This window comes from Curtobacterium flaccumfaciens UCD-AKU (assembly GCF_000349565.1).
Classification (GTDB): domain Bacteria; phylum Actinomycetota; class Actinomycetes; order Actinomycetales; family Microbacteriaceae; genus Curtobacterium; species Curtobacterium poinsettiae.
In genome coordinates this window covers 184,292-207,895 of record NZ_KB714629.1, presented here as the reverse complement: position 1 = coordinate 207,895, position 23,604 = coordinate 184,292, and the positions used below count along the sequence as shown (strand labels likewise).

Sequence of the window (23,604 nt, the reverse complement as noted above, 5' to 3'; positions counted from 1 at the left end):
CGATGCCGATCGCACGAACCGTGCGGGAAGAAGAACAGCGTGGATCTTTTCGAGTATCAGGCCAGGGACCTCTTCGAGTCCTACGGCGTCCCCGTGTTGCAGGGGATCATCGCCGACACCCCCGAGCAGGCGAAGGCGGCGGCCGAGAAGATCGGCGGCGTCGTGGTCGTCAAGGCGCAGGTGAAGGTCGGCGGTCGCGGCAAGGCCGGCGGCGTCAAGGTCGCGAAGACCCCGGACGAGGCCTTCGAACACGCGCAGGCCATCCTCGGCCTCGACATCAAGGGCCACACCGTCCAGCGGGTCATGGTCGCCCAGGGTGCCGACATCGCCGAGGAGTTCTACTTCTCCGTGCTGCTCGACCGGGCCAACCGCTCCTACCTCTCGCTCACCAGCGTCGAGGGCGGCATGGAGATCGAGCAGCTCGCCGTCGAGAAGCCCGAGGCACTCGCCCGGGTCGAGGTCGACCCGCTGACCGGCATCGACAAGGCCGCCGCGCTCGAGATCGCCGCGCAGGCGAACTTCCCATCGGAGCTGCAGGACGCCGTCGCCGACGTCTTCGTGAAGCTCTACGACGTCTACAAGGGCGAGGACGCGACCCTCGTCGAGGTCAACCCCCTGGTCCGCACCGGCGACGGCCAGATCCTGGCACTCGACGGCAAGGTCTCGCTCGACGAGAACGCCGACTTCCGCCACGAGGGCCACAAGGACCTCGAGGACACCGCCAGCGAGGACCCGCTCGAGGCCAAGGCGAAGGCCCACGGGCTGAACTACGTCAAGCTCGACGGCCAGGTCGGCGTCATCGGCAACGGCGCGGGGCTCGTCATGTCGACGCTCGACGTCGTCGCCTACGCCGGTGAGCGCCACGGCGGCGTGAAGCCCGCCAACTTCCTCGACATCGGCGGCGGCGCCTCGGCCGAGGTCATGGCCAACGGCCTCGACGTCATCCTCGGCGACCCGCAGGTGAAGAGCGTGTTCGTGAACGTCTTCGGCGGCATCACCGCGTGCGACGCCGTCGCCAACGGCATCGTCGCCGCGCTCGGCATCCTCGGTGACGCGGCCACCAAGCCGCTCGTCGTGCGCCTCGACGGCAACAACGTGGAAGAGGGTCGCCGGATCCTGGCGGAGGCAGCGCACCCGCTCGTCACCGTCGCCGCGACCATGGACGATGCGGCCGAGCAGGCCGCCGAACTCGCCGCCGCAGCGGCCTGAAGGGACTGACCATGTCGATCTTCCTCAACAAGGACTCCAAGGTCATCGTCCAGGGCATCACCGGCGGCGAGGGCACGAAGCACACCGCCCTGATGCTCAAGGCCGGCACGAACGTCGTCGGCGGCGTGAACGCCCGCAAGGCCGGCACCACCGTCACCCACGGCGACGTGTCGCTGCCGGTCTTCGGCTCGGTGCGCGAGGCCATCGACACCACCGGTGCCGACGTCTCGATCGTCTTCGTCCCGCCGGCGTTCGCGAAGGACGCGGTGGAGGAGGCCATCGACGCCGAGATCCCGCTCGTCGTCGTCATCACCGAGGGCATCCCCGTGCAGGACTCGGCCGAGTTCTGGGCGCACGCCAAGGCGAAGGGCGGCACGACCCGGATCATCGGGCCGAACTGCCCCGGCATCATCACCCCGGGGGAGTCGCTCGTCGGCATCACCCCCGCGACGATCACCGGCAAGGGACCGATCGGACTCGTCTCGAAGTCCGGCACCCTGACCTACCAGATGATGTACGAGCTCCGAGACCTCGGCTTCTCGACCGCCATCGGCATCGGCGGCGACCCCGTCATCGGCACGACGCACATCGACGCGCTCGCCGCGTTCGAGGCCGACCCCGAGACCGAGGCCATCGTGATGATCGGTGAGATCGGTGGCGACGCCGAGGAGCGCGCGGCCGAGTTCATCAAGGCGCACGTCACCAAGCCGGTCGTCGGCTACGTCGCGGGCTTCACCGCTCCCGAGGGCAAGACGATGGGGCACGCCGGCGCGATCGTGTCCGGTTCGGCCGGCACCGCCGAAGCGAAGAAGCAGGCGCTCGAGGCCGCAGGCGTCAAGGTCGGCAAGACGCCGTCCGAGACCGCCGCGCTCCTGCGCGAGGTCGTCGCCGCCCGCTAGCGACCAGCCCGTTCCGCAAAACACCGGTGTTCGTCGGGTGAACCGCGTCCTGCGCGTGTTCGTCCTGCGAACACCGGTGTTTTGCGTCGGCAGCCGCGCGGCTCCGGGGCGGCCGCGCGAGGGGCACGTATCCTCGCTGCGATGAACCGCCTGGGAACCGCTCTGCTCGCCGCGATCGAGGCGGTCGTGACGGTCGGCGTCGGCATCGGGATCGCCCTCGTGCCGCTGACGCTGCTCTGGGGGTTCGAGTACGGCCTGCAGGTCGACTGGGACGTCTTCTGGAAGGCCACCGGCAGCGTCTGGCTCGTCGGGCACGGTGTCGACGTCTCGTTCCTGCTCGGTTCCGCACTCGCCAAGAGCACCGGGGTCAGCGGCGCAGCCGACCCCATCCACGTCACCCTGGCGGCCCTCGGGTTCGCGGTCGTGACCGCCTGGCTGGGCGCCCGTGCCGGACGCCGGTTCGCCGAAACCGAGCACCGCACGACCGGCCTGCTGGTCGGCACCGCCGTCGTCGCGGTCCTCGGTCTGGCCGTCGCGCTGTCGACGACCTCCGCCGCCACCCACCCCACGCTCTGGCAGGCCGTGGTGCTGCCGGCGCTCTGGTTCGGGATCCCCGCACTCGCCGCGTCCGAGGTCTGCCGTCGTCGCCGGGACATGCCCGCCGACGCCGTCACCCAGCGGGTCATCGACCTGGTCGACCGCGTCCCCGCCGTCTGGCGGTCCGTCGCCGGGTTCGGGCTGCGCGCCGGGACCGCCGCGACCGCCGTGGTCGTCGGCGTGGCCGCGGTGCTGGTCGGCCTGCTGCTCTTCACCTCGTTCGCCGAGGTCATCACCCTGTACGAGCAGTCGCACGCCGGGGTCATCGGTGGTGTCGCGCTCACCGTCGGACAGCTCGCGTTCCTGCCGGACTTCGTCGGGTGGGCGACCTCGTGGCTGATCGGCCCCGGGTTCGCCATCGGCACCGGGTCGAGCGTGTCCCCGATCGCCACGACCCTGGGCCCGATCCCCGGCCTGCCGGTCTTCGGCGCGCTGCCGACCTCGGGTCACACCTTCGGGCTCGTCTGGATCCTGGTGCCCGTCATCGCCGGGTTCGCGATCGGCGGCTCGATGCGGCCCCGGTTGGTGCGGGCCCTGGGCACCGCCGACTCCGCGCTGCACCGTGCGTTCGGCGGCGTCGCGGCAGGACTCGTCGCCGGCGTGCTCACGGGGCTCGTCGCCTGGGTGTCGTCCGGATCGTTCGGCCCGGGACGCCTGGCCGACGTCGGCCCGAACGCCCTGGCGGTCGGTGGGTTCGCCGCACTCGAGGTCGGCCTGCCGGCGATCATCGCCCTCGCCGCGGGCAGTGACCTCGTCCGCCTGCCGGAGGGCGGGTGGAGGCGCGAGCGCTGGACCGAGGCGGACGAGGCCGACGAGGACCACGACACCGCGCGCGCCGGAGCAGACCTCGGCGAGGGGTCCCTGCTCGCTGCGCTCGACCAGGCCGGGGCCGGACGGACCACCGACGTGCACCGCTTCGTCGTCGAGGAGTCCCACGACGGGTCGACGGCAGCGCGCCCGCGGGTGACGACCGAACGCGCGACGACCGAACACACGACCGGGCCGATCGGCAGCGAGGTCGTCGGGGACGAGCCGGCCGATGCGACACCGCCCCGCCCCGCCCGCGAACCCGACCCCGCCTCCGCACCCACGCCTCCACCCCGTGCCGGCGACACCGACCACGACGTCGAGCTCCCCGACTGGGCGAAGACCGACGCGGTGGCCGCCGACCGCCTCGCCGCCGAGCCCGAACCGGTGCGACGCGGTGCCGGACGAGCAGCCCTGGGCGGCCTGCGCGACCGTCTGGCCGGCGCGGCCGAGGGGGTCCGGGGACGAGCCGGTGCACTGCGCGGCCGCGTGACCGGCTCCGACGCCGAGCCGCAGCAGCCCGCCCCCGAGCCGCCCACGGCCACCGCCCCCGCGGCAGCCCCGCCGCGCGTGCCCACCGACGCCCAGCCCGCGTTCCCGTGGAGCACCGAGGAGTTCGTCGCCGGCCGGGACGACCTGGACGAGACCGCTGAGGCGGACCGCGTCGACGTCGTCCACGACACCCGGGCGCCCGCACCGGAGCGGGAGCAGCAGCCCCGCCAGGCGAAGTGGGACGTCACCGACCAGATCCCCGAGGACGAACTGCCCTGGTGGCGACAGCCGAAGGACGACCGGTAACAGCGCCCGCCGACGCCGTGCCTCCCGGTAGGGTTGGTGCCGTGCTCGAACTGGTCGTCCTGATCTCCGGTACCGGGTCGAACCTCCGAGCCCTGCTCGAAGCGACCTTCGACGCCGAGTACCCCGCCCGTGTCGTCGCCATCGGTGCCGACCGCGACGCCGAGGGGCTCGGGCTGGGCGAGGAGTTCTCGATCCCGACCTTCACGGTCCCGTTCACCCGCTACGACTCCCGCGCCGAGTGGGGTCAGGCCCTGGCGGAGCAGATCCGTCCGTGGTCGCCCGACCTGCTCGTGCTCTCCGGCCTGATGCGCCTGCTGCCCCCGGCCGTGGTGTCCGAGTTCGCACCGGGGATCATCAACACCCACCCGGCGTACCTGCCCGAGTTCCCCGGCGCCCACGGCGTGCGCGACGCACTCGCCGCCGGCGTGACCGAGACCGGCGCGAGCGTCATCGCGGTCGACGACGGCGTCGACACCGGGCCGATCCTGGCCCAGGAGCGCATCCCGGTGCTGCCGGGCGACACCGAGTCGACGCTGCACGACCGCATCAAGCCGGTCGAGCGCCGCCTGCTCATCCAGACCATCCTCGACATCGCCAACGGCACCACCGAACTGAAGGGCACCCCGAGCGCATGAGCGTGCACGCAGCCGACCCCAGCCTCTACCGCGACCGGGACGTGGTGCCGGTCCGCCGTGCACTGATCTCGGTGAGCGACAAGTCCGGCCTGCTCGAGCTCGCCGGCGCCCTGGCCGACTCCGGGGTCGAGATCGTGTCGACCGGTTCCACCGCGCAGACCATCCGTGACGCGGGCTACGCCGTCACCGACGTCGCGAGCGTCACCGGGTTCCCGGAGTCGCTCGACGGTCGCGTGAAGACGCTGCACCCGTCGGTGCACGCCGGCCTGCTCGCCGACCTGCGGCTCGAGTCGCACGAGCAGCAGCTCGCCGACCTCGACATCGCGCCGTTCGAACTCGTCGTGGTGAACCTCTACCCGTTCGTCGAGACCGTGGCGTCCGGCGCCGACACCGCGACCGTGGTCGAGAACGTGGACATCGGCGGCCCCGCGATGGTCCGTGCCTCGGCGAAGAACCACCCGAACGTGGCGATCGTCGTGTCCCCGGCGTCCTACCCCGAGGTCGTCGAGGCCGTGCGTGCCGGCGGCACCACGCTCGAGCTCCGCAAGCGCCTCGCCGCCCAGGCCTTCGCGCACACCGCCGCGTACGACACCGCGGTGGCGTCCTACTTCGCGAGCGACGTCGTCTCCGCCGCCGCAGCCCCGACGGCCTCCGGCGACATCCGGACCCCCGGCGCGTTCGACGAGCACCTGTCGGTCGGTGCCGAGCTGTCCGCGACCCTGCGCTACGGCGAGAACGCCCACCAGGCCGCGGCGCTCTACACGACGCCGGACGGCACCGGCATCGCACAGGCGACGCAGCTGCACGGCAAGGAGATGTCGTACAACAACTACGTCGACGCCGACGCGGCGGTCCGCGCGGCCTTCGACTTCGACGAGCCCGCCGTCGCGATCATCAAGCACGCCAACCCGTGCGGCATCGCGATCGCCCCGACCGACGCCGCCGACCCGATCGCCTCGGCCCACGCCGCCGCGCACGCCTGCGACCCGCTGTCGGCGTTCGGTGGGGTCATCGCCGCGAACCGCCCGGTCACCCTGGCCATGGCCGAGACCGTCAAGGACATCTTCACCGAGGTCGTCGTCGCCCCCGGGTTCGACCCCGAGGCGCTCGAGGTCCTGTCGCGCAAGAAGAACATCCGCCTGCTCACGCTGCCGGCCGACTTCGCGCTCGCCGACCGCGAGGTCAAGCAGGTCTCCGGCGGGTTCCTGGTGCAGGACGCCGACCGCTTCACGGGCTTCGACCAGTCCACCTGGACCCTCGTCGCCGGCGAGCCCGCCGATGCGCAGACCCTGACCGACCTGGCCTTCGCGTGGCGTGCCAGCCGTTCGGTGAAGTCGAACGCCATCCTGCTGGCGAACCAGGGCGCGAGCGTCGGTGTCGGCATGGGCCAGGTCAACCGGGTCGACTCGTGCCACCTCGCCGTGAACCGTGCGGGTGACCGGGCTGCCGGCAGCGTCGCGGCGTCGGATGCGTTCTTCCCGTTCGCCGACGGCTTGCAGGTGCTGCTCGACGCCGGTGTCCGTGCGGTGGCGCAGCCCGGTGGCAGCGTCCGTGACGACGAGGTCATCGCTGCGGCGAAGGCTGCTGGCGTGACGATGTACTTCACGAGCGAGCGCCACTTCTTCCACTGATGTGCACTGCCACTTCGTCCACCGATGTGAACAATCGGTGGCAGACCATTGCGCGGCGACAGTCACTGTGAATAGTCTGTAAGGCTCCGCGGCAGGCAGCCGACGATCCCTCGGGACCGGCGGCACCGCGGACACAACGGTGACGAAGACGACGACTGGAGTGACGATGGACAACATGACCGGAACCGTGGCGACGGCCGCCCGCGCAGGTCTCGTGTCCGTCGTGGGGACCACTCCCGCACGGCGATCCCCGATCGCACCGCGACCCCGCGTCGCGGCCGCCGTCTAGTCGGGCCGTTCCCACGGCCCCGCGACGCAGCACCACCGGCGTCCGCGAACCACCCGCCTGAACCCGGGGGACGACGCTCCCCCGGTGCCTCCGGCCCGACCGACGTCACGCGAGTGACGGCGGAGACGCGACCACGCGCCCGGCCGATGATCACCACGCAACGCCACACCGAGCCTCCAGGCCGAAGCCGCGCGACGCGAGCAAGCAAGCAGCAAGCAAGCAAGCAAGCAAGCAGCAAGCAAGCAAGCAAGCACCGCGCAGCGCGACCCGGGGACCCGGCAGACGCATGAGGACGCAACCATGTCCAAGTCGCCCACCACGGCGCGCCCGTCCACCTTCCGCGCGATCGCGCGGATCTACCCCTACGTGAAGCCCTACCAGGGGCGCCTCATCGGCGGCATGGCCGCAGCGATGGGAGCCTCCCTGGTGGCGCTCGCAATCCCCTACGTGCTGCAGTGGCTCGTCGACGGTCCGCTGTCGTCGCGCGACTCGGCACAGATCTGGCCCGCCGGGCTCGGGGTGCTGGCCCTCGGTGTGCTCGAGGCGTTCTTCATCGCCTCGCGCCGCCGGCTGGTGATGCGTCCCTCGACCCGCATCGAGACGAGCATGCGCAACTCGCTCTACGCGAAGCTGCAGGACCTGCCGGTCGCGTTCCACGACCGCTGGGAGTCCGGGCAGCTGCTGTCCCGTTCCGTGTCCGACCTGTCGCTGATCCGGCGCTGGCTGGCCTTCGGGGTCGTCCTGCTCGTCGTCAACATCGTGACGATCGTCGTCGGCTTCGTCGTGCTGTTCACCTTCGGGTGGATCCTCGGGCTGATCTTCCTGATCGCGTCGATCCCGCTGTGGATCAACGGCCTGCTGTTCGAGCGCCGGTACTCCGCCGTCGCACGCCGCAGCCAGGACCAGGTGGGCGACCTCGCCACGAGCGTCGAGCAGTCGGTGCACGGCATCCGCGTGCTCAAGGCGTTCGGTCGCGGCGGCGCGAAGCTCGAGGAGTTCAGCGAGCAGGCCGAAGCCCTGCGCGGCACCGAGATCAAGAAGGCGAAGGCCATCGCCGGCATCTGGCTGTGGCTGCTGCTCGTGCCGGACGTCGCGTTCGCGCTGTGCCTGCTCGCCGGCATCTGGCTGGCCTCGCAGGGGCAGCTCACCGTCGGCCAGCTGTTCGCGTTCTTCGCGACGGCGACGGTGCTGCGGTTCCCGATCGAGTCGATCGGCTTCCTGCTCTCGATGACGTTCGACACCCGCACGGCGGTCGACCGCTTCTTCGAGGTCATGGACTCCGAGAACACCATCACGGACCCGGAACACCCGAAGACGATCCCCGAGCCGCACGGTGCGCTGTCGTTCAACGGCGTGCACTTCCGGTACCAGGACTCCGCACCGCAGTACCCGGACCTGATCAACGGCGTCGAACTGCAGCTGCAGCCGGGCGAGACCATGGCGCTCGTCGGGCTGACCGGCTGCGGCAAGACCACGCTGCTCTCGCTCGTGCCGCGTCTGTACGACGTGACCGGTGGTTCGGTGACGATCGACGGGGTCGACATCCGCGACCTCACCCGCGAAGAGCTCCGCCGGCACGTCGGCGTCGCCTTCGAGGACGCCACCCTGTTCTCGTCGACCGTGCGTGAGAACGTGCTGCTCGGTCGACCGGACGTGCAGGGTGCCGAGGCCGAGGCGCTCATGCGTGAGGCGCTCGACATCGCGCAGGCGTCCTTCGTGGACGACCTGCCCGACGGCGTCGACACCCGGGTCGGTGAAGAGGGGCTGTCGCTGTCCGGTGGGCAGCGCCAGCGCCTGGCACTCGCCCGTGCGATCGCGGCGCGGCCGTCGGTCCTGGTGCTCGACGACCCGCTGTCGGCGCTCGACGTCGACACCGAGGCGCGGGTCGAAGCGGGCCTGCGACGCGTGCTCGCCGACACCACGTCGCTCATCGTGGCGCACCGTCCGTCGACGGTGACGCTGGCCGACCGGGTCGCCCTGATGGAGAACGGCGTCGTCACGGCCGTCGGGACCCACCACGACCTGATGGCCACCAACGAGCACTACCGCTACGTCATCTCGTCGCTCGACGACGACGACGCGACCGCACGACAGGAGGCGATGGCATGAGCCAGCAAGAGAAGAACCTGCCGCTCGACACGTCGGCCGGGCCGGGAGGCGCGGATCCCGTCGTCGACGACATCGCCGACGCGCAGGCTGCCGCCCCCGTCACCGCCTCGATCACCACCATGGGCGTGCGCGGCGAGGAGCGTGAGGACTTCACGAAGGCCGAGAGCAAGCGCCTGCGGCGCCGGTCCCTCGCCCTGCTCGGGTCCCTCGCCGCACCGCTGAAGCTCCGGCTGGTGCTGCTCGGCATCGTGGTCGTGGTCTCGACCGCCGGCACCGTCGCGGGTCCGGCGCTCATCGCGTGGGGCATCGACAACGCCCTGCCCGCGGTGATGGACCAGAACGACTGGGTGCCGGCGTTCGGCGTCGTCTCGACGTACATCGTCGTGGCCGTCCTCGGTGCGGTGCTCACCGCCTGGTACACGGTGCTCGCGGCTCGGATCAGCCAGGCGATCCTGTTCGACCTGCGCAAGCGGGTGTTCCTGCACACGCAGCGGCTCTCGCTCGAGTTCCACGAGACCTACACGTCGGGCCGGATCATCTCGCGCCAGACGAGTGACCTCGACTCGATCCGCGAGCTGCTCGACTCGGGGCTGAACCAGCTCATCCAGGGCGTGCTGTACATGGCGTTCACCGCCGTGGCCCTGGTGCTGCTCGACCCGACGTCCGGGCTCGTGCTCGCGGTGTCGCTCGTGCCGCTCTGGTTCCTGATCCGCTGGTTCCAGACGAACTCGCAGACGCTGTTCCGCTCCACCCGTGTCACCTCGGCGCGCGTGATCGTGCACTTCGTCGAGACGATGACGGGCATCCGCGCGGTGCAGGCGTTCCGCAAGGAGTCCCGCAACCGTGACGAGTACGGCGGCTACGTCGAGGACTACCGGGTGGCGAACACGAAGGTGTTCAACCTGTTCGGGACCTTCGACCCGGTGCTCGTGCTCATCGGCAACGCCACGCTCGCCGCGGTCGTCATCGTCGGCGGCTTCCGGATCGTCGGCGGGACGCTCGAGGTCGGTGCGCTGCTCGCGGTCGCGCTGTACGCCAAGCGCTTCTTCGACCCGGCGCAGGAACTCGCGATGTTCTACAACGGGTACCAGTCCGCCTCAGCGGCGATGGAGAAGATCTCCGGCGTCCTCGAGGAACGGCCGAGCGTGCCGGACCCCGTGAAGCCCACCCGTCTGGCGGACGCCACCGGGAAGATGGACTTCGACGACGTCGTGTTCGCCTACAACAAGGGCAAGGTCGTGCTGCCGGAGTTCGACCTGCACATCCCGTCGGGGCAGACCATCGCCCTCGTCGGTTCCACCGGCGCCGGCAAGTCGACGCTCGCCAAGCTCATGGCGCGCTTCTACGACCCGAGTCAGGGCTCCGTCAAGCTCGACGGTGTGGACCTGCGTGACCTCGACACGAAGGACATGCGCCGCGCGATCGTCATGGTCACGCAAGAGGCCTACCTGTTCTCCGGAACCGTCGCGGACAACATCGCGCTCGGCAAGCCCGGGGCGTCCCGCCAGGAGATCGAGGCGTCGGCCAAGGCGGTCGGCGCGCACGAGTTCATCATGGCGCTGCCCGACGGGTACGACACCGACGTGAACAAGCGCGGTGGCCGTGTCTCGGCGGGCCAGCGGCAGCTGCTCTCGTTCGCGCGGGCGTTCATCGCGGACCCGAAGGTGCTCATCCTCGACGAGGCCACGGCGTCGCTCGACATCCCCTCGGAGCGACTCGTGCAGGAGGGCCTGGAGACCCTGCTCGCCGACCGCACCGCGGTGATCATCGCGCACCGGCTGTCCACCGTCGCGATCGCCCACCGGGTGCTCGTGATGGAGCACGGCCGGATCGTCGAGGACGGTACCCCCGCCGACCTCATCGCCGGCACCGGGCGCTTCGCCCAGCTGCACGCAGCCTGGCGCGACTCGCTCGTCTAGGCCCCGGTCGGGCTGCACCACGTGGTTGGCTTGCTCCATGAGCAACGACAGCGTGGTGCAGCCCGGCGGCGTCGCCCTGCACGACCCCTTCTACGGTGCCCCCTTCACCGAGGCCGTTCGCCGGTTCTGGCGGAAGTACACCGTGTTCACCGGACGGGCATCGCGCGCCGAGTTCTGGTGGTGGTGGCTGACGTCGCTCGCGATCGGGCTCGTGCTGCAGCTCGTGCCGCAGGTGTTCACGCCGGACACCCCGGTGCTCGAGAACCCCGTCGGGTCGTACCTGTTCATGCTGTGGGTGCTCGCGACGCTCGTCGGCTCCCTCGGCCTCGGCGCCCGACGACTGCACGACGCGAACCTGTCCGGCTTCTGGCAGTTCCTGCACGTGCTGCCGGGCCTCGGCTCGCTGATCGTCTACGTGCTGTGCCTGCTGCCCGCGAACCCGAAGGGTGCGCGCTTCGACCGCTGAGGTCGACCCGCGCGGCGCGGGGTCAGAACGGGTCGTCCGCGTCCGTTGCCGGTGACCAGCGCGCACGACGCATGTCGAGCCTCCAGGTCGTCGTCCCCTGCACGAGCGGGGTCCCCTCGGCCCGGTAGTGCTCGAGCGCCCGGGCCTCGTGGCGGAGCGGCGGGTGCCCACCCGCGCGCACCACACGCCACCACGGCAGGTCGGCGCCCTCGTGCGCCATCACCTTGCCGACGGCACGAGAGGCCCGCGATCCGAGGACTGCGGCGACGTCGCCGTACGTCATGACGTGACCGGGCGGGATCATCCGCACCACCTCGGCGACGGCGGCGCCGAAGTCGACCGATGCGTCGTCGGTGGGCACGTCGTCGGAGCGTGCTAGAGCGTCAGGACCGCGAAGTGGTCGCCGTACTGGGTCTCGCGCACGACCTCGAAGCCCACGGCGCGGAAGAACGCCTCGGGGCTGTCGTCGCCGCCGGGCTCGTACACGACCGTCAGTCGCTCGAACCCGCGGCTGCGCGCTTCGTCCGCCAGACCGTGCACGGCGAAGCGACCGACGCCACGGCCCTGCGCGCTGGCTGCCACGTTGACGCGCCAGATGCAGCTGCGCAGTTCTTCCTGCGCGTTGTCGGCGTCGAACGAACCGATGATCAGGCCGAGGACCTCGTCGTCGTCGAGGACGACACGGGTCCACGCGGAGCTCGGCTTGACGTCGGTCTCGGCGACCCCGTAGGTGGTCGGCTGCACGAACTGTTCCTGGCCCGGCTTGAGCGTCAGGGAGTTGGCCGCGGCAGCGGTCTTCGCGGAGAGTTCTTCCAGGCGCAGGTCGGACATGCGGCCAGGGTAACGGTGCTGACCCTGCGGAAGCCAGTGGCGACGGCAGACCGAGACCGCACCGTTGTCGCGGCGGAACCGGGCGGCCGACCGGCGGGTGCTGCTCACGGCATGACGTCACCCGAGTTCGGGCCGAGCGTCTGCCCGGTGTACAGGTCACCCGCCGGGGACGACGCGAGCAGCAGGGCGGTCGGCGCGACCTCGGCGGGGACCCCGAAGCGTCCGATCGGGAGCTCGGCGGCCTTGTCCGTCCGCCACTGCTGGGTCATCCGGTCCGTCATCGGGGAGACGATCGGGCCGGGTGCGATCGCGTTGACGAGCACACCCCGCCCGCTCCACTCGATCGCGGCGCTCTTCGTCAGCGCGATGACGCCGGCCTTCGCTGCCGCGTAGTGCGCGACCTCGGAACCGCCCTTGATCGCCAGCTGCGAGGCGAGGTTGATGATGCGCCCGTGCCCGTCGCGGAGCATCCGCCGACCGACTGCTCGCATCACCAGGAAGACCCCGGTCAGGTCGATCGCGATGACACGCGCCCAGTCCTCCGTGGTGAGTTCCTCGAGCGGCGCCTGCGAGAGCACGCCGGCGGCGTTCACCAGGACCTGGATCCCGCCGGACTCCTCGTCGACCGACGCCACGGCGGCCTCGACCCGGTCCTCGTCGGTGACGTCGAGCACGATGGTCCGGACGCCCAGCCGCTCGGCGAGGTCCGCCAGGCCGTCGGCGTCGAGGTCGGCGGCGACGACCCGCGCTCCTGCGGTGACGAAGGTCTCCACGATCGCGAGCCCGATGCCGCTCGCACCGCCCGTCACGAGCGCGGTCGTCCCGGTGAGGTCGAACGCCGTCCGGTCCGGCATCAGTCGGCCATCAGGATCGTCAGGCCGCCGTCGACGACGAGTTCCTGCCCGGTGACGTAGCGCGCCTCGTGGCTGAGCAGGAACCGGATGGCCGCGGCGGCCTCCTCGGCGTGGCCGACCCGACCCCACGGGATCCGAGCACCCGCGGCGGCGAGGCCCGCCGGACCGAGCGAGTTCTGGGCGTCCGAGGACTGCGGCGTCTCGATGAGCCCCGGGATGATGGTGTTCACCCGGATCCCACGCGGTGCGAGTTCGGCTGCCGCACTCCGGGCGAGGCCGATCACCGCCGCCTTGCACGCGGCGTAGTGGCTGTGCGCGACCCAGCCGTACACCCCGCCCGCGATCGACGAGACGGCCACCATCGACCCGCCCCGGTCGAGGTGTCGGGCGCCGGCCCGGAGCGTGCGCATCACACCGTGCAGGTCCACCTGCAGGATGTCGTCCCACGCCGCGTCGGTCATGGTGTCGAGCGGCTGCCGGCGGAGCACCCCCGCTCCCGCCACGACGTGGTCGACGCGCCCCCAGCGGTCGACGGCCGCCTGGAACACGGCGTCGACGTCCTCGGTGCTGCGGACGTCCGCGGCGACCGTCAGCGCACTGCCACCGGCCGCCTCGACGGCGTCGACGACGGGTGCGGGATCGTGCGGGTCACCCGCGAAGACGGGGATGACGATGTTCGCGCCGTACTCGGCGAGCTGCACGGCGAGGGCCGCGCCGATCCCGCTCGCGGCGCCGGTGATGACGACCACGCTCCCCGCGAACTCGGAGTACACGCCTGCCGGTGTCGTGACGCTCAATGCTCGATCACCGCCACGCGCTTCGTCGCGAGCATGATCAGACCGGAGAGGACCATGCCGCCCGCACCGACGATGAGGGCTGCCGGGCCGAGCCCGATGCTCCCGGCGACGAGGGCCGTCAGCACAGCCGAGCCGATGATGGTGCCGGGCTGTCCCATCGCGGTGACGAACGCGGACCCGGTCGCGCGGCAGCTCGAGTCGAAGCACTCCGCCTGCAGGAAGAGCAGCGACGCGTACGGTCCGAGCAGGAAGAACAGCGTCAGCATGTACGTGACGAGGACGTAGCCGAAGTCGTCCGGCCCGAGCACGAAGAGGGTCCAGCACACACCGGCGAGCACCCAGCCCACGACGATCGTGGTCTTGCGGCCGATGATGTCGCCGAGCCAGCCGTGGAACAGGTAGCCCGCGGCGCCTACCACGTTGGACAGCACGATGATGAGCAGCGACATGCTCGGGTCGACACCCTTGACGCCCTCGAGCATCGTCGTCCCGAGCACGCTCGTGGTGGTGATGCCGAAGTAGTTCACGATCCAGGCGATCGAGAGCACGACGGTGTTGCGTGCGTACCGTCGGCCGAAGATCGCCCGCAGCGGGTTCGGACCCTCGTCGACGATGCCGAAGCGGGCGGCGACCTCGGCGGCCTCCTCGGTGCGACCGGACTTCCGCAGCTGCCGCAGGTAGGTGTTCAGACGGTGCTGCGGCGTCTCCTTGATGCCCTTGCGCAGGAACAGCACGAAGAGCGCCGGGACGGTGGCGATGAGGAACGCGAGCCGCCAGGACTCCTGTCCGAACAGCCCGTTGATGCCGGCGATGAACGCGGCCGCGAGGAGCGCGCCGATCGGCCACCCGGTCTGGACGAGGCTGTAGAAGAAGCCGCGACGCTTCTTGACGCCCTCGAGCTCGGTGAGCGCGAAGACCTCGTTGAGGTAGGTGGAGTTGACCGACTGCTCGGCCATCCCGAAGCCGCTCAGGGCCCGGAAACCGACGAGCGAGGCGACCCCCGTCGACGCCGCCGTCAGCAGCGAGGACAGGGCCGCGCCGCCGATCGTGATCATCATGCCCCGGCGCCGACCGAGTCGGTCCACGAACAGACCGACGAGGACGACGACGACGAAGACCCCGACGCTCACGAGGGTGTTCGCCAGCAGGGCGGTCTGCTCGTTCCACCCGAAGTCCTCGGCGATGCGGGGGAGGAGCGTGCCGAACATGATGAAGTCGTAGACGGCGAGGGTCCAGGCGAAGAACGCCAGCGTCGCGCCGCGCTTGGTCTCCTTCGGCCCGATCGTCGGGAACGTCCCGGTGGCGAGCTCGAGGTCCTCGGGCTCGTGGATGGTCGTGGTGGACATGGTCTTCCTCTCGGTACGGCGGTGCGGCGCTGCGACGGTGTCGCGGCGCGGGCTGACGGGCGGAGGCGGAGCGTCGGTGCGGTCAGGGGTGTCCGGTCGGGGATGAGCCCCGGCCATGGGCGTCGAACGCCGCGTGGATGCGGTCGTCCGGGGCGTCGAGGGCGAGCAGCGCGGCCAGCAGGAGGCGCGCCTTGAGGCCGTCGAGGGTGCCGGCGGGGACGAGTCCGGCGCCGAGCAGGTCGATCTCGCCGCCCGCGAAGCCGTACGTCGTCGTGAGCGTCGCGCCGGCGCCGGTCCGCGACGCCAGCACGACCGGCATCTGCGCGGCGAGTGCGCGGACGGCATCGACCGTGCGCTCGGCGACGTGCCCGCCGCCGAAGCCCTCGATGACCGCGCCGCGGTACCCGAGTCCGTCCAGGGTCGACAGGACCCGGCCGTCGTCAGCGAGGGTGACCCGCTGCAGGGCCACCGGGGGCAGCGGGGCGACGCGTGTGGTGAGCGCGGGCACTCGGGCCGCCGGAGCGTGGAAGACGGGCGAGCCCTCGGTGACCCGTCCGAGCGGACCGGAACCCGGAGAGGTGAAGGCGCCGGTCGACGAGGTGTGCGTCTTGCGGACCGCCCTGGCGGCGTGCACCTCGTCGTCGAGCACGACGAGGACACCGCGTCCCGCTGCTGCCGGTGCCGCGGCCACGTTCACGGCCGCCAGCAGGTTCGCCGGACCGTCCGCACCGGGCGAGGAGGCGTGGCGCATCGCTCCGGTGACGACGAGGGGCTCGGGGCGGTCCCACGCGAGGTCGAGCAGGTACGCGGTCTCCTCGATGGTGTCCGTGCCCTGCGACAGCACGACGCCCGAGGCTCCGGAGCCGACGGCGTCCCGCGCGGCGTCGAGCGCGCGCTGCACGTCGTCGAAGTCGAGCGAGGGAGAGGGCACCATGCCGAGCTGGCGGGCCTCGACCCGTGCGACCTGCGCGATGGCCGGCACACCGGCGAGGAGGTCACGGGCTGCGATCCGCGGGACGGCGCCGGAGCCGCGCGGATCGCCGGAACCGCGCGGATCGCCCGAGGTGACGCTCGCGATGGTCCCACCGAGGGCGAGGTACACGATCCGCGGGAGCGTGGGGTCCGTCACGGCCGGGTGTCCCTTCGTCGATCGACCGCGCGGGCGAGGCTGCGGTGTTCCCAGTCGGTGTCGTCCCGCGGGTCGGCCCTGCGGACGCGGGTCGCGACGGCCGACCAGTCGGTGCGCCCGGCTCCGACCTGTTCGACCGCGTCCAGGACGCCGTCGACGCCCTGCGCCACGACGCGCTTGCCGGTCGGCCCGACGATCACGAGCCGGACGGTGCCCGGGACCTCGTGGACACGGATCCGGTCGTCCGCGAAGAGCCGGGTCGCCCAGGCGGCCAGCCGGAGCTGCGCCCGCTTGCGCGCGGCCGGGGAGTCCTCGACACCGGCGGCGTACCAGTCACGGTTCCCGCCGTTGCCGCCACATCCGCCGCACATCAGGACTCGCGTGGACGCTCGGGCTGCGCGAACGGGAAGCGGACGCGGAAGTCGTCGGCGATCTCGTTCATCGTGACGAACCGGACGCCCTCGTGGCCCCTGATGTACTCGATGAGCCGCTCGATCATGAGCAGGACCTGCGGGCGCCCGGAGACGTCGGGGTGGATCGTGATCGGGAAGACGGCGTAGTCGAGTTCGCGGTACACCCAGTCGAACTGGTCCTTCCACATCTGCTCGACGTCGCGCGGGTTGACGAAGCCGTGGCTGTTCGGGCTCGACTTGATGAACATCATCGGGGGCAGGTCGTCGACGTACCAGTTCGCCGCGATCTCGACGAGGTCGATCTCGCTCCCGTGGACGAGCGGCGTCATCCACGTGTGCGGGTCCTGCGAGTAGTCGATCGGTGTCCACTGGTCGCCGACGATCGAGTAGTAGGGGACGAAGTCCTTGTGCTGCTGACTGTGGTCGTAGCTGAACCCGAACTTCTCCAGGAGTGTGGGCGTGTAGCTGCTCAGTTCCCACCACGGAGCGACGTAGCCCGTCGGCTGCCGACCCGTGAGCCGGGTGATCAGCTCGACCGAGCGCTCCATCACCGCGTCCTCCTGCGCCTCGGTCATCGCCACCGGGTTCTCGTGGCTGTACCCGTGCGCACCGATCTCGTGGCCGGCGTCGAACAGGGCCTTGCACTCGTCCGGGAAGGTCTCGAGCGAGTGGCCGGGGATGAACCAGGTCGCTGCGATGTCGGCGCGGTCGAACACCTTCTGCAGACGCGGCACACCGGTGCGCCCCGCGAAGATCCCGCGCTGGATGTCCGAGGGGGAATCCGCCCCGCCGTAGGAGCCGAGCCAGCCCGCGACCGCGTCGATGTCGACGCCGAAGGACACGAAGATCTCTTTCACCATGGGACACCGTCTCTCATCGTTGCTGCAATTCGTGCAATCGTTTGCATTGCCCGGAATCCTGACACCCGACTGTTTCGACCGACGTCCAGCCGTGTAACCAGTGTGTTTCGGATCCTCCGGGCCGTCGTCGGTCGAGGTGCTCGCAAACGTTCGCGCCGCACGGTGTCACGACGATCCGTCACCTAGACTCGACGGATGGGCAGTGCAGGCGACGACCCGGCCGGACACGGTCAGCAGGATCGTCGTGGTGACGTGAACCTCCAGGCCATCGCCGCGCTCGCCGGCGTGCACGTCTCGACGGCGTCGCGCGTGCTCCGACAGGCGGAGCCGACCAAGGGGTGGAGCGACTCGGCGCAGCGGGTGATCGCGGCGGCGGCCGAGCTCGGGTACCGCCCCAACCGGATCGCAGCGTCGCTCCGGACCCGGCGGTCGAACACCATCGGCGTCGTGATGCCGCGGCTCGCCGACACGGTCATCGCGACGATCTGCCAGTCCGTCGAGTCGGCTGCCCGCTCCGCCGGGTACCAGCTCCTGCTCACGACGCCCCCGGACGACATGGGCGCGCAGCTGGACGCGGTCGACTTCCTGCTCTCCCGACAGGTCGACGGCCTCATCGTCAGTTCGCTCCACCTGTCGTCCCCGAACCCGCGGCTGACGGACCTCCCCGTGCCGGTCATCGCGACGAACCGCCACCCCGGGGACTGGATGCCCGCGGTGGTCGGTGACGACGTCGAGGGCGGCCGGATGGCCACGGAACACCTGCTCGCGTTGGGGCACCGCCGCATCGGCGTCATCGCCGGTCCGCGCCACGCCAGCACCGCCGTGGAGCGGGTGGCCGGGTTCCGTCTGGCACACGAGCGACGGGACGTCGTCGTCGACGACGCGCTCGTCGTCCACAGCGACTTCGAGGTCGAGGGAGGCGTCGTCGGCGCGCACACGCTGCTCTCGCTGTCGGACCCGCCGACCGCGATCTTCGCCGTCAACGACACCGCGGCGATCGGCGTGATGGGCGCTGCACGGCAACGCGGCCTCCGCGTGCCCGACGACCTGTCGATCGTCGGCTACAACGACATCTCCGTCGTGGCGCAGCTGCCCACACCCATGACGACCGTGCACTCACCGACCGCCCTGATGGGCACCGTGGCCGTGGAGCGACTGCTCGCGGCGATCGGCGACGGGACACTGCAGGGTGCGACGCTCCCGGTCTCGCTCGTCGTGCGGTCGTCGACGGGGCATCCGGCGGGCTGACCCGGCACAGGGCACCCGGGCGGGGTCGCGGTATCGTCGCGGCATGGCAGAGCATCGACGCGGAGCGAACCTCCCGTCGATCGGCGGGTTCAACCGCACCGTGGTCCTCGACGCCGTCCGCCGCTCGCCCGACGGCCTGAGCCGCGTCGAACTCGCCGCCCGCACCGGCCTGAGTGCGCAGACCGTGTCGAACGTCACCCGGTTCCTGATCGATGCCGGGATGATCGTCGAGTCCGGCACCGTCGTCTCGGGCCGCGGCAAGCCCCGCACCATCCTGCGGCTCGAGCCCGGCAGCCGGTACGCGGTCGGCGTGCACGTCGACCCGGCCGTCGTCACCTACGTGCTGCTCGACCTCGCCGGCACGGTCGTCGCTGCGTCCACGACCTCGACCCCCACCGCCGACGACCCGTCCCAGGTGGTGCGCACCATCGCCTCGGCCGTCGACGGGCTCGTCGCCGACGCCGGGGTGGCCGTCGACAGCGTGCTCGGCGTCGGGATCGCGAGCCCCGGACCCATCGACGTCGAGGCGGGCATCGTGGTCGACCCGCCGTTCCTGCCGCGGTGGCGGGACGTGCCCCTGCGCGACGCGCTCGCCGAGGCCACGGGCTACCCGGTGCTGCTCGAGAAGGACGTCACGGCCGCCGCGGTCGGTGAGATGTTCCTGGCGGGGGAGTCCTCGGCCCGCAACTTCGCGTTCGTGTACTTCGGCACCGGGTTCGGCGTCGGGCTCGTCGTCGACCACGAACCCGTGCGCGGGGTGGGGTCGAACGCGGGCGACGCCGGACACATCATGGTCGACCAGGGGGCGCTCGCGGGCACCCCGGACGGCTCGGGCACGCGTGGCGAGGTCGGCGCTGCCGTCGCGCCCGACCGGCTGGTGCGGGTCGCGCGGTCGCGGGGCCTGGCGTTGTCCGGCGGCGGCGTGAGCGCCGAGGCCGACGATGCCGACGGCACCGAGGCCGGCGCCACCGACGCCACGGACAGCGGCGCCACCGACGTCGACGCCGTGGACGCCGCGTGGGACGAACTCGCAACGGCGATCGCTGGCGGGGACGACACCGCCGTCACGCTCGCGGCCGATGCCGGCACCGTCATGGGCAACGCCGTCGTCCTCATCGTCAACCTGCTCGACATCGACCGCGTGGTGTTCGGCGGCCCGTTCTGGTCGCGCATCGCGAGTGCGGCGCTGCCCGCGGCGCGTGCAGCCATCGTCGGGTCGCCGCTGCTCGTGCCGAAGCACCCGGTGCAGGTGGTCGAGAGTGACCGCGGTGCCGACGTCGCCGCTGTGGGTGCCGCCTGCCTGGTGCTCGACGCCGCGCTCTCGCCGCGGGCCAGCACCCTGCTGATCCGGCGCTGACGACCCCGGCTACGAGACGGGCCCGCCCCGGCCCGCTACGCTGCGGTCCGACGCACCCGCCGTGGGTGCGGGGACGACGGGGGACACATGACGGACAGCGGCACGGACAGTACGGACAGTACGGACAGCACCGGCGGCACGATGGACCCGCGGTGGGCGAGGGTGCGCCCGCTCGTCTTCCGCACGATCATCGGCGCGGTCGTCGCCGCCGGGCTCGTCGGGATCGCCGCGGTGCTCCTCGGCGACTTCGGCATGGTCGCGGTCCAGCTGCTCCTGACGATCGTCGTGGTGGTCGTCTTCGCGTTGCTGTCCTGGTACGACGCCGACGTGTCGTCCCGGCGGTCGGGGATCTTCGCGTTCGCGAGCATCGCCACGTCGATGTACCTGCTCGTCGCCGGCCTGTACAAGGTGTGGATCGTGCCGACGGGGCCGGACGGTGACGGCATCTGGTACGTCCTGGAGCACTTCTGGCACTGGATCTGGCTCGTCGGCGTCGCCCGGGTGGCGCTCCTGCACGTCCACCTGCTGCTCGTGATCCACCGCCGCTACCCGACGCCCGTCCTGCAGGTCGTCGCGAAGACCACCGTCGGCGTCATCGCCCTGCTCGCGCTGCTGCTCTCGATCCCGCTGCTCGCGCCGGACGTCGACTACGCGCGGGGCTACTGGCGGCTCGTCTGGGTGGTGGTGATCCTCGACCTGCTCGGCACCGTCGTGGTGCCCCTCAGCAACGCGCTGTTCCGGCCCCGAGCGCCTCGGCCATCGGCGACGTGGCCGGTGCCAGACCAGCAGCCGGCTTGGGGTGCGACGCCGACGCCCGCCGCTCCGGAGCCCGAGGCTGCCGTGCCCGAAGCGCCCTCGCCGCCCGCGCCGCCCGCGCCCGCACCCGCACCCGCACTGCACCCTGAGCCCACCCCGGCACCGGCACCGGCACCGACGCCCGAGCCCGGCACGGTCGTCGCGTCCGACGGACGGCGCTACGCGGCCCGTCCGACGGCCTCCCGCGCGCTGGCCTGGCCCCGCTACGTCGACGGCACGCCCCTGCCCGCGCTGCCCGACGGGACGCCGGACTTCTCGGAGGTCACCGAGCGCTGACACCACGGGCAACGAGTGTGCAGAAGACGTCGGGTTCGCCGTGCGGACCCGACGTCTTCTGCACACCGGATGCGGTGGGCTGTGCCCACGGCGGACGGGAGGCGCGGTGCGGGCCCGCCCCGAGCCTCCAGGCCGACACGTCGCGCGTCCAGCGCGCCGGGCGCGACCCGGGACACCGCCCGTTCACCGGGCGGCCACCGGCCGGTCGCGTGGATGCTGAACAGTCGTGCAGGTCTTCAGCCCGATCGTCCCGAGAAGGACCCTGCATGCGCGCTCCTGCCCTGCGCCCACCCACACTCCGCATCGGCGCGGCCGTCGCGACTGCCCTGGTCGTCGCCGCCGGTGTCGTCACCGCCAGCCCGGCCCTCGCCGCCGTCGGTGACGACGACCCGTCCGTCGGTGCCGTCGCCGCGAACGGCCTCGTCGTCAACGAGGTCGAGTCGAACGCCGACGACACCGATTGGGTGGAGCTCGAGAACACCTCGGACGCCGCGATCGACCTGACCGGGTACGCGTTCCTCGACTCCGACAGCTCGCACGACGCGTACGTGCTCCCCAGCGGCTCGACGATCGCCGCCGGCGGGTACTTCGTCGTCGACCAGCTGTCCGCGACCGCCCCCGGCTTCGACTTCGGGCTCGGTGGTGCCGACACCGCGCGCCTCTACGACCCTGCCGGCGACCTGGTGCTCCGGTACGCCTGGACGACCCACGCGGGTGTCACCTACGGCCGTTGCGCCGACGGCGTCGGGCCGCTCGTGGACACCACGGCGTCGACCAAGGGGGCTGCGAACGACTGCTCCTCACCCGTGCGGATCAACGAGGTCGAGTCGCAGGACGGCACCCCCGGCGACTGGGTGGAGCTGACCAACACCGGCAGCACCACCGTCGACCTGGGCGGGTACGTGCTGCGCGACAGCGACGACGACCACGCGTACACGATCCCCGCGGGTACGACCGTCGCGGCCGGGGGCTTCACCGTCCTCGACGAGGCGGCGTTCGGCTTCGGACTCGGCAAGGCGGACTCCGCGCGGCTCTTCGACGCCCGCGGTGCGGTCGTCGACTCGACCTCGTGGACGGCGCACGCGACCACGACGTACGGCCGCAACCCCGACGGCACCGGGGACTTCGCCGAGACGGCAGCACCCACGAAGGGTGCGGCGAACCGGTTCGCCGGCGTCGTCACCGCCGAGGCCTGGCCCGGCGGCCCGGACGAGACCGTGCTCGACGACGAGGACACCTTCACCGGTGACCTGAGCGGCCTCGACTGGACGACCTCGACGACCTCGCGGGACGGGCAGCTCTGGGCCGTGCAGAACGGCGACGGCCTGCTCTACCACCTGACCTCGGACGGCGCGGGCGGCTGGGCACCGTCGAACGCCGCGGGCACCGACCTGCGCTACGCCGACGGCACGGGCACCCCGGACGCCGAGGGTGTGACCGTCACGAGCGACGACCCCGGCGCCGTCTACGTGTCGACCGAGCGCAACAACGACGTGTCGAGCACGAGCCGCCCGTCGGTCCTGCGCTACGCCACGACCGACGGCTCCGAGGCCACCCTGCGGGCCGCCGACGAGTGGAACCTCGCCGCGGACTTCCCCGGGCTCGGCGCGAACGCCGGGCTCGAGGGCGTCACCTGGATCCCGGACACCTGGCTCACCGCGCACGGCTTCACCGACGAGCGCACCGGCGCCGCCTACGCACCGTCGAGCTACGCCGGACACGGCGAGGGGCTGTTCTTCGTCGGAGTCGAGGGCACTGCGAGCGTGTACGCCTACGCCCTGATGGACGACGGGTCCTCGGCGCGCATCGCCACGATCGCGACCTCGCTCGCCGTCGTCGCCGACGTGCAGTTCGACCCGACGCTCGACGCGCTCTGGGTGGCCTGCGACGACGTGTGCTCCGGCCGGACCGCGCTGTACGAGGTGACCGACGGGGCCTTCAGCGCCTCGACGCTGTACGAGGCACCCTCGGCCGCCGACCGCACGCTCGCCAACGAGGGCTTCGCGATCTCGGGCATCTGCACCGACGGGGAGCGCGCGACCTTCTCCGCCGACGACAACGACACGGACGGGTTCTCGCTGCGGACGGGGACGTACCCGTGCGAGGGCGGCGACACCGACCCGGGCACTGAGCCGACGCCGACGCCGATCCCGTCTCCGGGTGCCGGCGGCACGACGCCGACTCCGGGTGGGACGCCCACCGCGGTCCCGACCCCTGGTCCGTCGGCTGCGCCGGTCGCCCCGGTGGCGCCGTCGGAGTCGGTGTTGACGGAGGCGAACCGTGGTGGGGTCTCGGCGCCGGCGTCGGCTCGTGCGGGG

20 protein-coding genes are annotated in these 23,604 nt (G+C 71.6%); 12 read left to right on the top strand and 8 right to left on the bottom strand.

The window, feature by feature from the left end:
- Window positions 1-39 precede the first annotated feature (39 nt).
- The 8 genes from sucC to H489_RS33115 all read left to right on the top strand — a co-directional run bounded on the left by sucC (window position 40) and on the right by H489_RS33115 (window position 11,359).
- On the top strand, window positions 40-1,209 hold the full coding sequence (sucC, locus tag H489_RS33145) for an ADP-forming succinate--CoA ligase subunit beta (RefSeq protein WP_031260265.1): 1,170 nt from the start codon (window positions 40-42) through the stop codon (window positions 1,207-1,209).
- A gap of 11 nt (window positions 1,210-1,220) precedes the next feature.
- Window positions 1,221-2,108 (top strand): succinate--CoA ligase subunit alpha, encoded by an 888-nt coding sequence (gene sucD / locus H489_RS33140; protein WP_017888153.1) that lies wholly within the window; start codon window positions 1,221-1,223, stop codon window positions 2,106-2,108.
- 141 nt (window positions 2,109-2,249) lie between these two features.
- Window positions 2,250-4,310: a DUF6350 family protein gene (locus tag H489_RS37035; RefSeq protein WP_017888152.1), complete on the top strand. Its 2,061-nt coding sequence runs from the start codon at window positions 2,250-2,252 to the stop codon at window positions 4,308-4,310.
- A gap of 41 nt (window positions 4,311-4,351) precedes the next feature.
- Complete coding sequence (gene purN, locus H489_RS33135) at window positions 4,352-4,945, top strand: phosphoribosylglycinamide formyltransferase (RefSeq protein ID WP_017888151.1); 594 nt, start codon at window positions 4,352-4,354, stop codon at window positions 4,943-4,945.
- Window positions 4,942-6,576 carry a bifunctional phosphoribosylaminoimidazolecarboxamide formyltransferase/IMP cyclohydrolase gene (purH, locus tag H489_RS33130; RefSeq protein ID WP_017888150.1) on the top strand — a complete coding sequence of 545 codons (1,635 nt, stop codon included), beginning with the start codon at window positions 4,942-4,944 and terminating at the stop codon, window positions 6,574-6,576. Before purN ends, purH begins: the two co-directional genes overlap by 4 nt.
- A 589-nt stretch (window positions 6,577-7,165) precedes the next feature.
- On the top strand, window positions 7,166-8,974 hold the full coding sequence (locus H489_RS33125; RefSeq protein ID WP_017888148.1) for an ABC transporter ATP-binding protein: 1,809 nt from the start codon (window positions 7,166-7,168) through the stop codon (window positions 8,972-8,974).
- A 119-nt stretch (window positions 8,975-9,093) separates the two neighbouring features.
- Window positions 9,094-10,893 (top strand): ABC transporter ATP-binding protein, encoded by a 1,800-nt coding sequence (locus H489_RS33120; RefSeq protein ID WP_031260262.1) that lies wholly within the window; start codon window positions 9,094-9,096, stop codon window positions 10,891-10,893.
- Window positions 10,894-10,930: 37 nt separating this feature from the next.
- On the top strand, window positions 10,931-11,359 hold the full coding sequence (locus H489_RS33115; RefSeq protein ID WP_017888146.1) for a DUF805 domain-containing protein: 429 nt from the start codon (window positions 10,931-10,933) through the stop codon (window positions 11,357-11,359).
- A 22-nt stretch (window positions 11,360-11,381) separates the two neighbouring features.
- Here the strand turns inward: H489_RS33115 and H489_RS38360 are convergent, their stop codons facing one another.
- From H489_RS38360 to H489_RS33075, 8 genes are all read right to left on the bottom strand, one after another.
- On the bottom strand, window positions 11,382-11,720 hold the full coding sequence (locus H489_RS38360) for an MGMT family protein (protein ID WP_017888145.1): 339 nt from the start codon (window positions 11,718-11,720) through the stop codon (window positions 11,382-11,384).
- A 14-nt stretch (window positions 11,721-11,734) separates the two neighbouring features.
- Complete coding sequence (locus tag H489_RS38355; protein WP_017888144.1) at window positions 11,735-12,190, bottom strand: GNAT family N-acetyltransferase; 456 nt, start codon at window positions 12,188-12,190, stop codon at window positions 11,735-11,737.
- A 104-nt stretch (window positions 12,191-12,294) separates the two neighbouring features.
- The gene (locus H489_RS33100) at window positions 12,295-13,044 is read right to left on the bottom strand and encodes an SDR family NAD(P)-dependent oxidoreductase (RefSeq protein ID WP_017888143.1); all 750 of its coding nucleotides are present in this window, start codon (window positions 13,042-13,044) and stop codon (window positions 12,295-12,297) included.
- Window positions 13,044-13,841 carry an SDR family NAD(P)-dependent oxidoreductase gene (locus H489_RS33095; protein ID WP_228500948.1) on the bottom strand — a complete coding sequence of 266 codons (798 nt, stop codon included), beginning with the start codon at window positions 13,839-13,841 and terminating at the stop codon, window positions 13,044-13,046. The genes H489_RS33100 and H489_RS33095 overlap by 1 nt, the downstream gene beginning before the upstream one ends.
- Window positions 13,838-15,187, bottom strand: a complete 1,350-nt coding sequence (locus H489_RS33090) for an MFS transporter (RefSeq protein ID WP_017888141.1) — start codon at window positions 15,185-15,187, stop codon at window positions 13,838-13,840. Before H489_RS33090 ends, H489_RS33095 begins: the two co-directional genes overlap by 4 nt.
- Before the next feature lie 82 nt (window positions 15,188-15,269).
- Window positions 15,270-16,316, bottom strand: coding sequence for an asparaginase (locus H489_RS33085; RefSeq protein WP_017888140.1), 1,047 nt, complete (start codon window positions 16,314-16,316; stop codon window positions 15,270-15,272).
- On the bottom strand, window positions 16,313-16,687 hold the full coding sequence (locus tag H489_RS33080) for a hypothetical protein (protein WP_017888139.1): 375 nt from the start codon (window positions 16,685-16,687) through the stop codon (window positions 16,313-16,315). Before H489_RS33080 ends, H489_RS33085 begins: the two co-directional genes overlap by 4 nt.
- On the bottom strand, window positions 16,687-17,589 hold the full coding sequence (locus tag H489_RS33075; RefSeq protein WP_017888138.1) for a polysaccharide deacetylase family protein: 903 nt from the start codon (window positions 17,587-17,589) through the stop codon (window positions 16,687-16,689). Before H489_RS33075 ends, H489_RS33080 begins: the two co-directional genes overlap by 1 nt.
- 195 nt (window positions 17,590-17,784) lie before the next feature.
- Here H489_RS33075 and H489_RS33070 point away from each other — a divergent pair, with 195 nt between their 5' ends.
- From H489_RS33070 to H489_RS37425, 4 genes are all read left to right on the top strand, one after another.
- The gene (locus tag H489_RS33070; protein ID WP_017888137.1) at window positions 17,785-18,837 is read left to right on the top strand and encodes a LacI family DNA-binding transcriptional regulator; all 1,053 of its coding nucleotides are present in this window, start codon (window positions 17,785-17,787) and stop codon (window positions 18,835-18,837) included.
- 43 nt (window positions 18,838-18,880) lie between these two features.
- Window positions 18,881-20,194 (top strand): ROK family transcriptional regulator, encoded by a 1,314-nt coding sequence (locus tag H489_RS33065; RefSeq protein ID WP_017888136.1) that lies wholly within the window; start codon window positions 18,881-18,883, stop codon window positions 20,192-20,194.
- 87 nt (window positions 20,195-20,281) lie between these two features.
- On the top strand, window positions 20,282-21,286 hold the full coding sequence (locus H489_RS38525) for a hypothetical protein (RefSeq protein ID WP_200860531.1): 1,005 nt from the start codon (window positions 20,282-20,284) through the stop codon (window positions 21,284-21,286).
- A gap of 266 nt (window positions 21,287-21,552) precedes the next feature.
- A partial coding sequence (locus H489_RS37425) for a lamin tail domain-containing protein (RefSeq protein ID WP_017888135.1) occupies window positions 21,553-23,604 on the top strand: 2,052 nt, incomplete at its 3' end.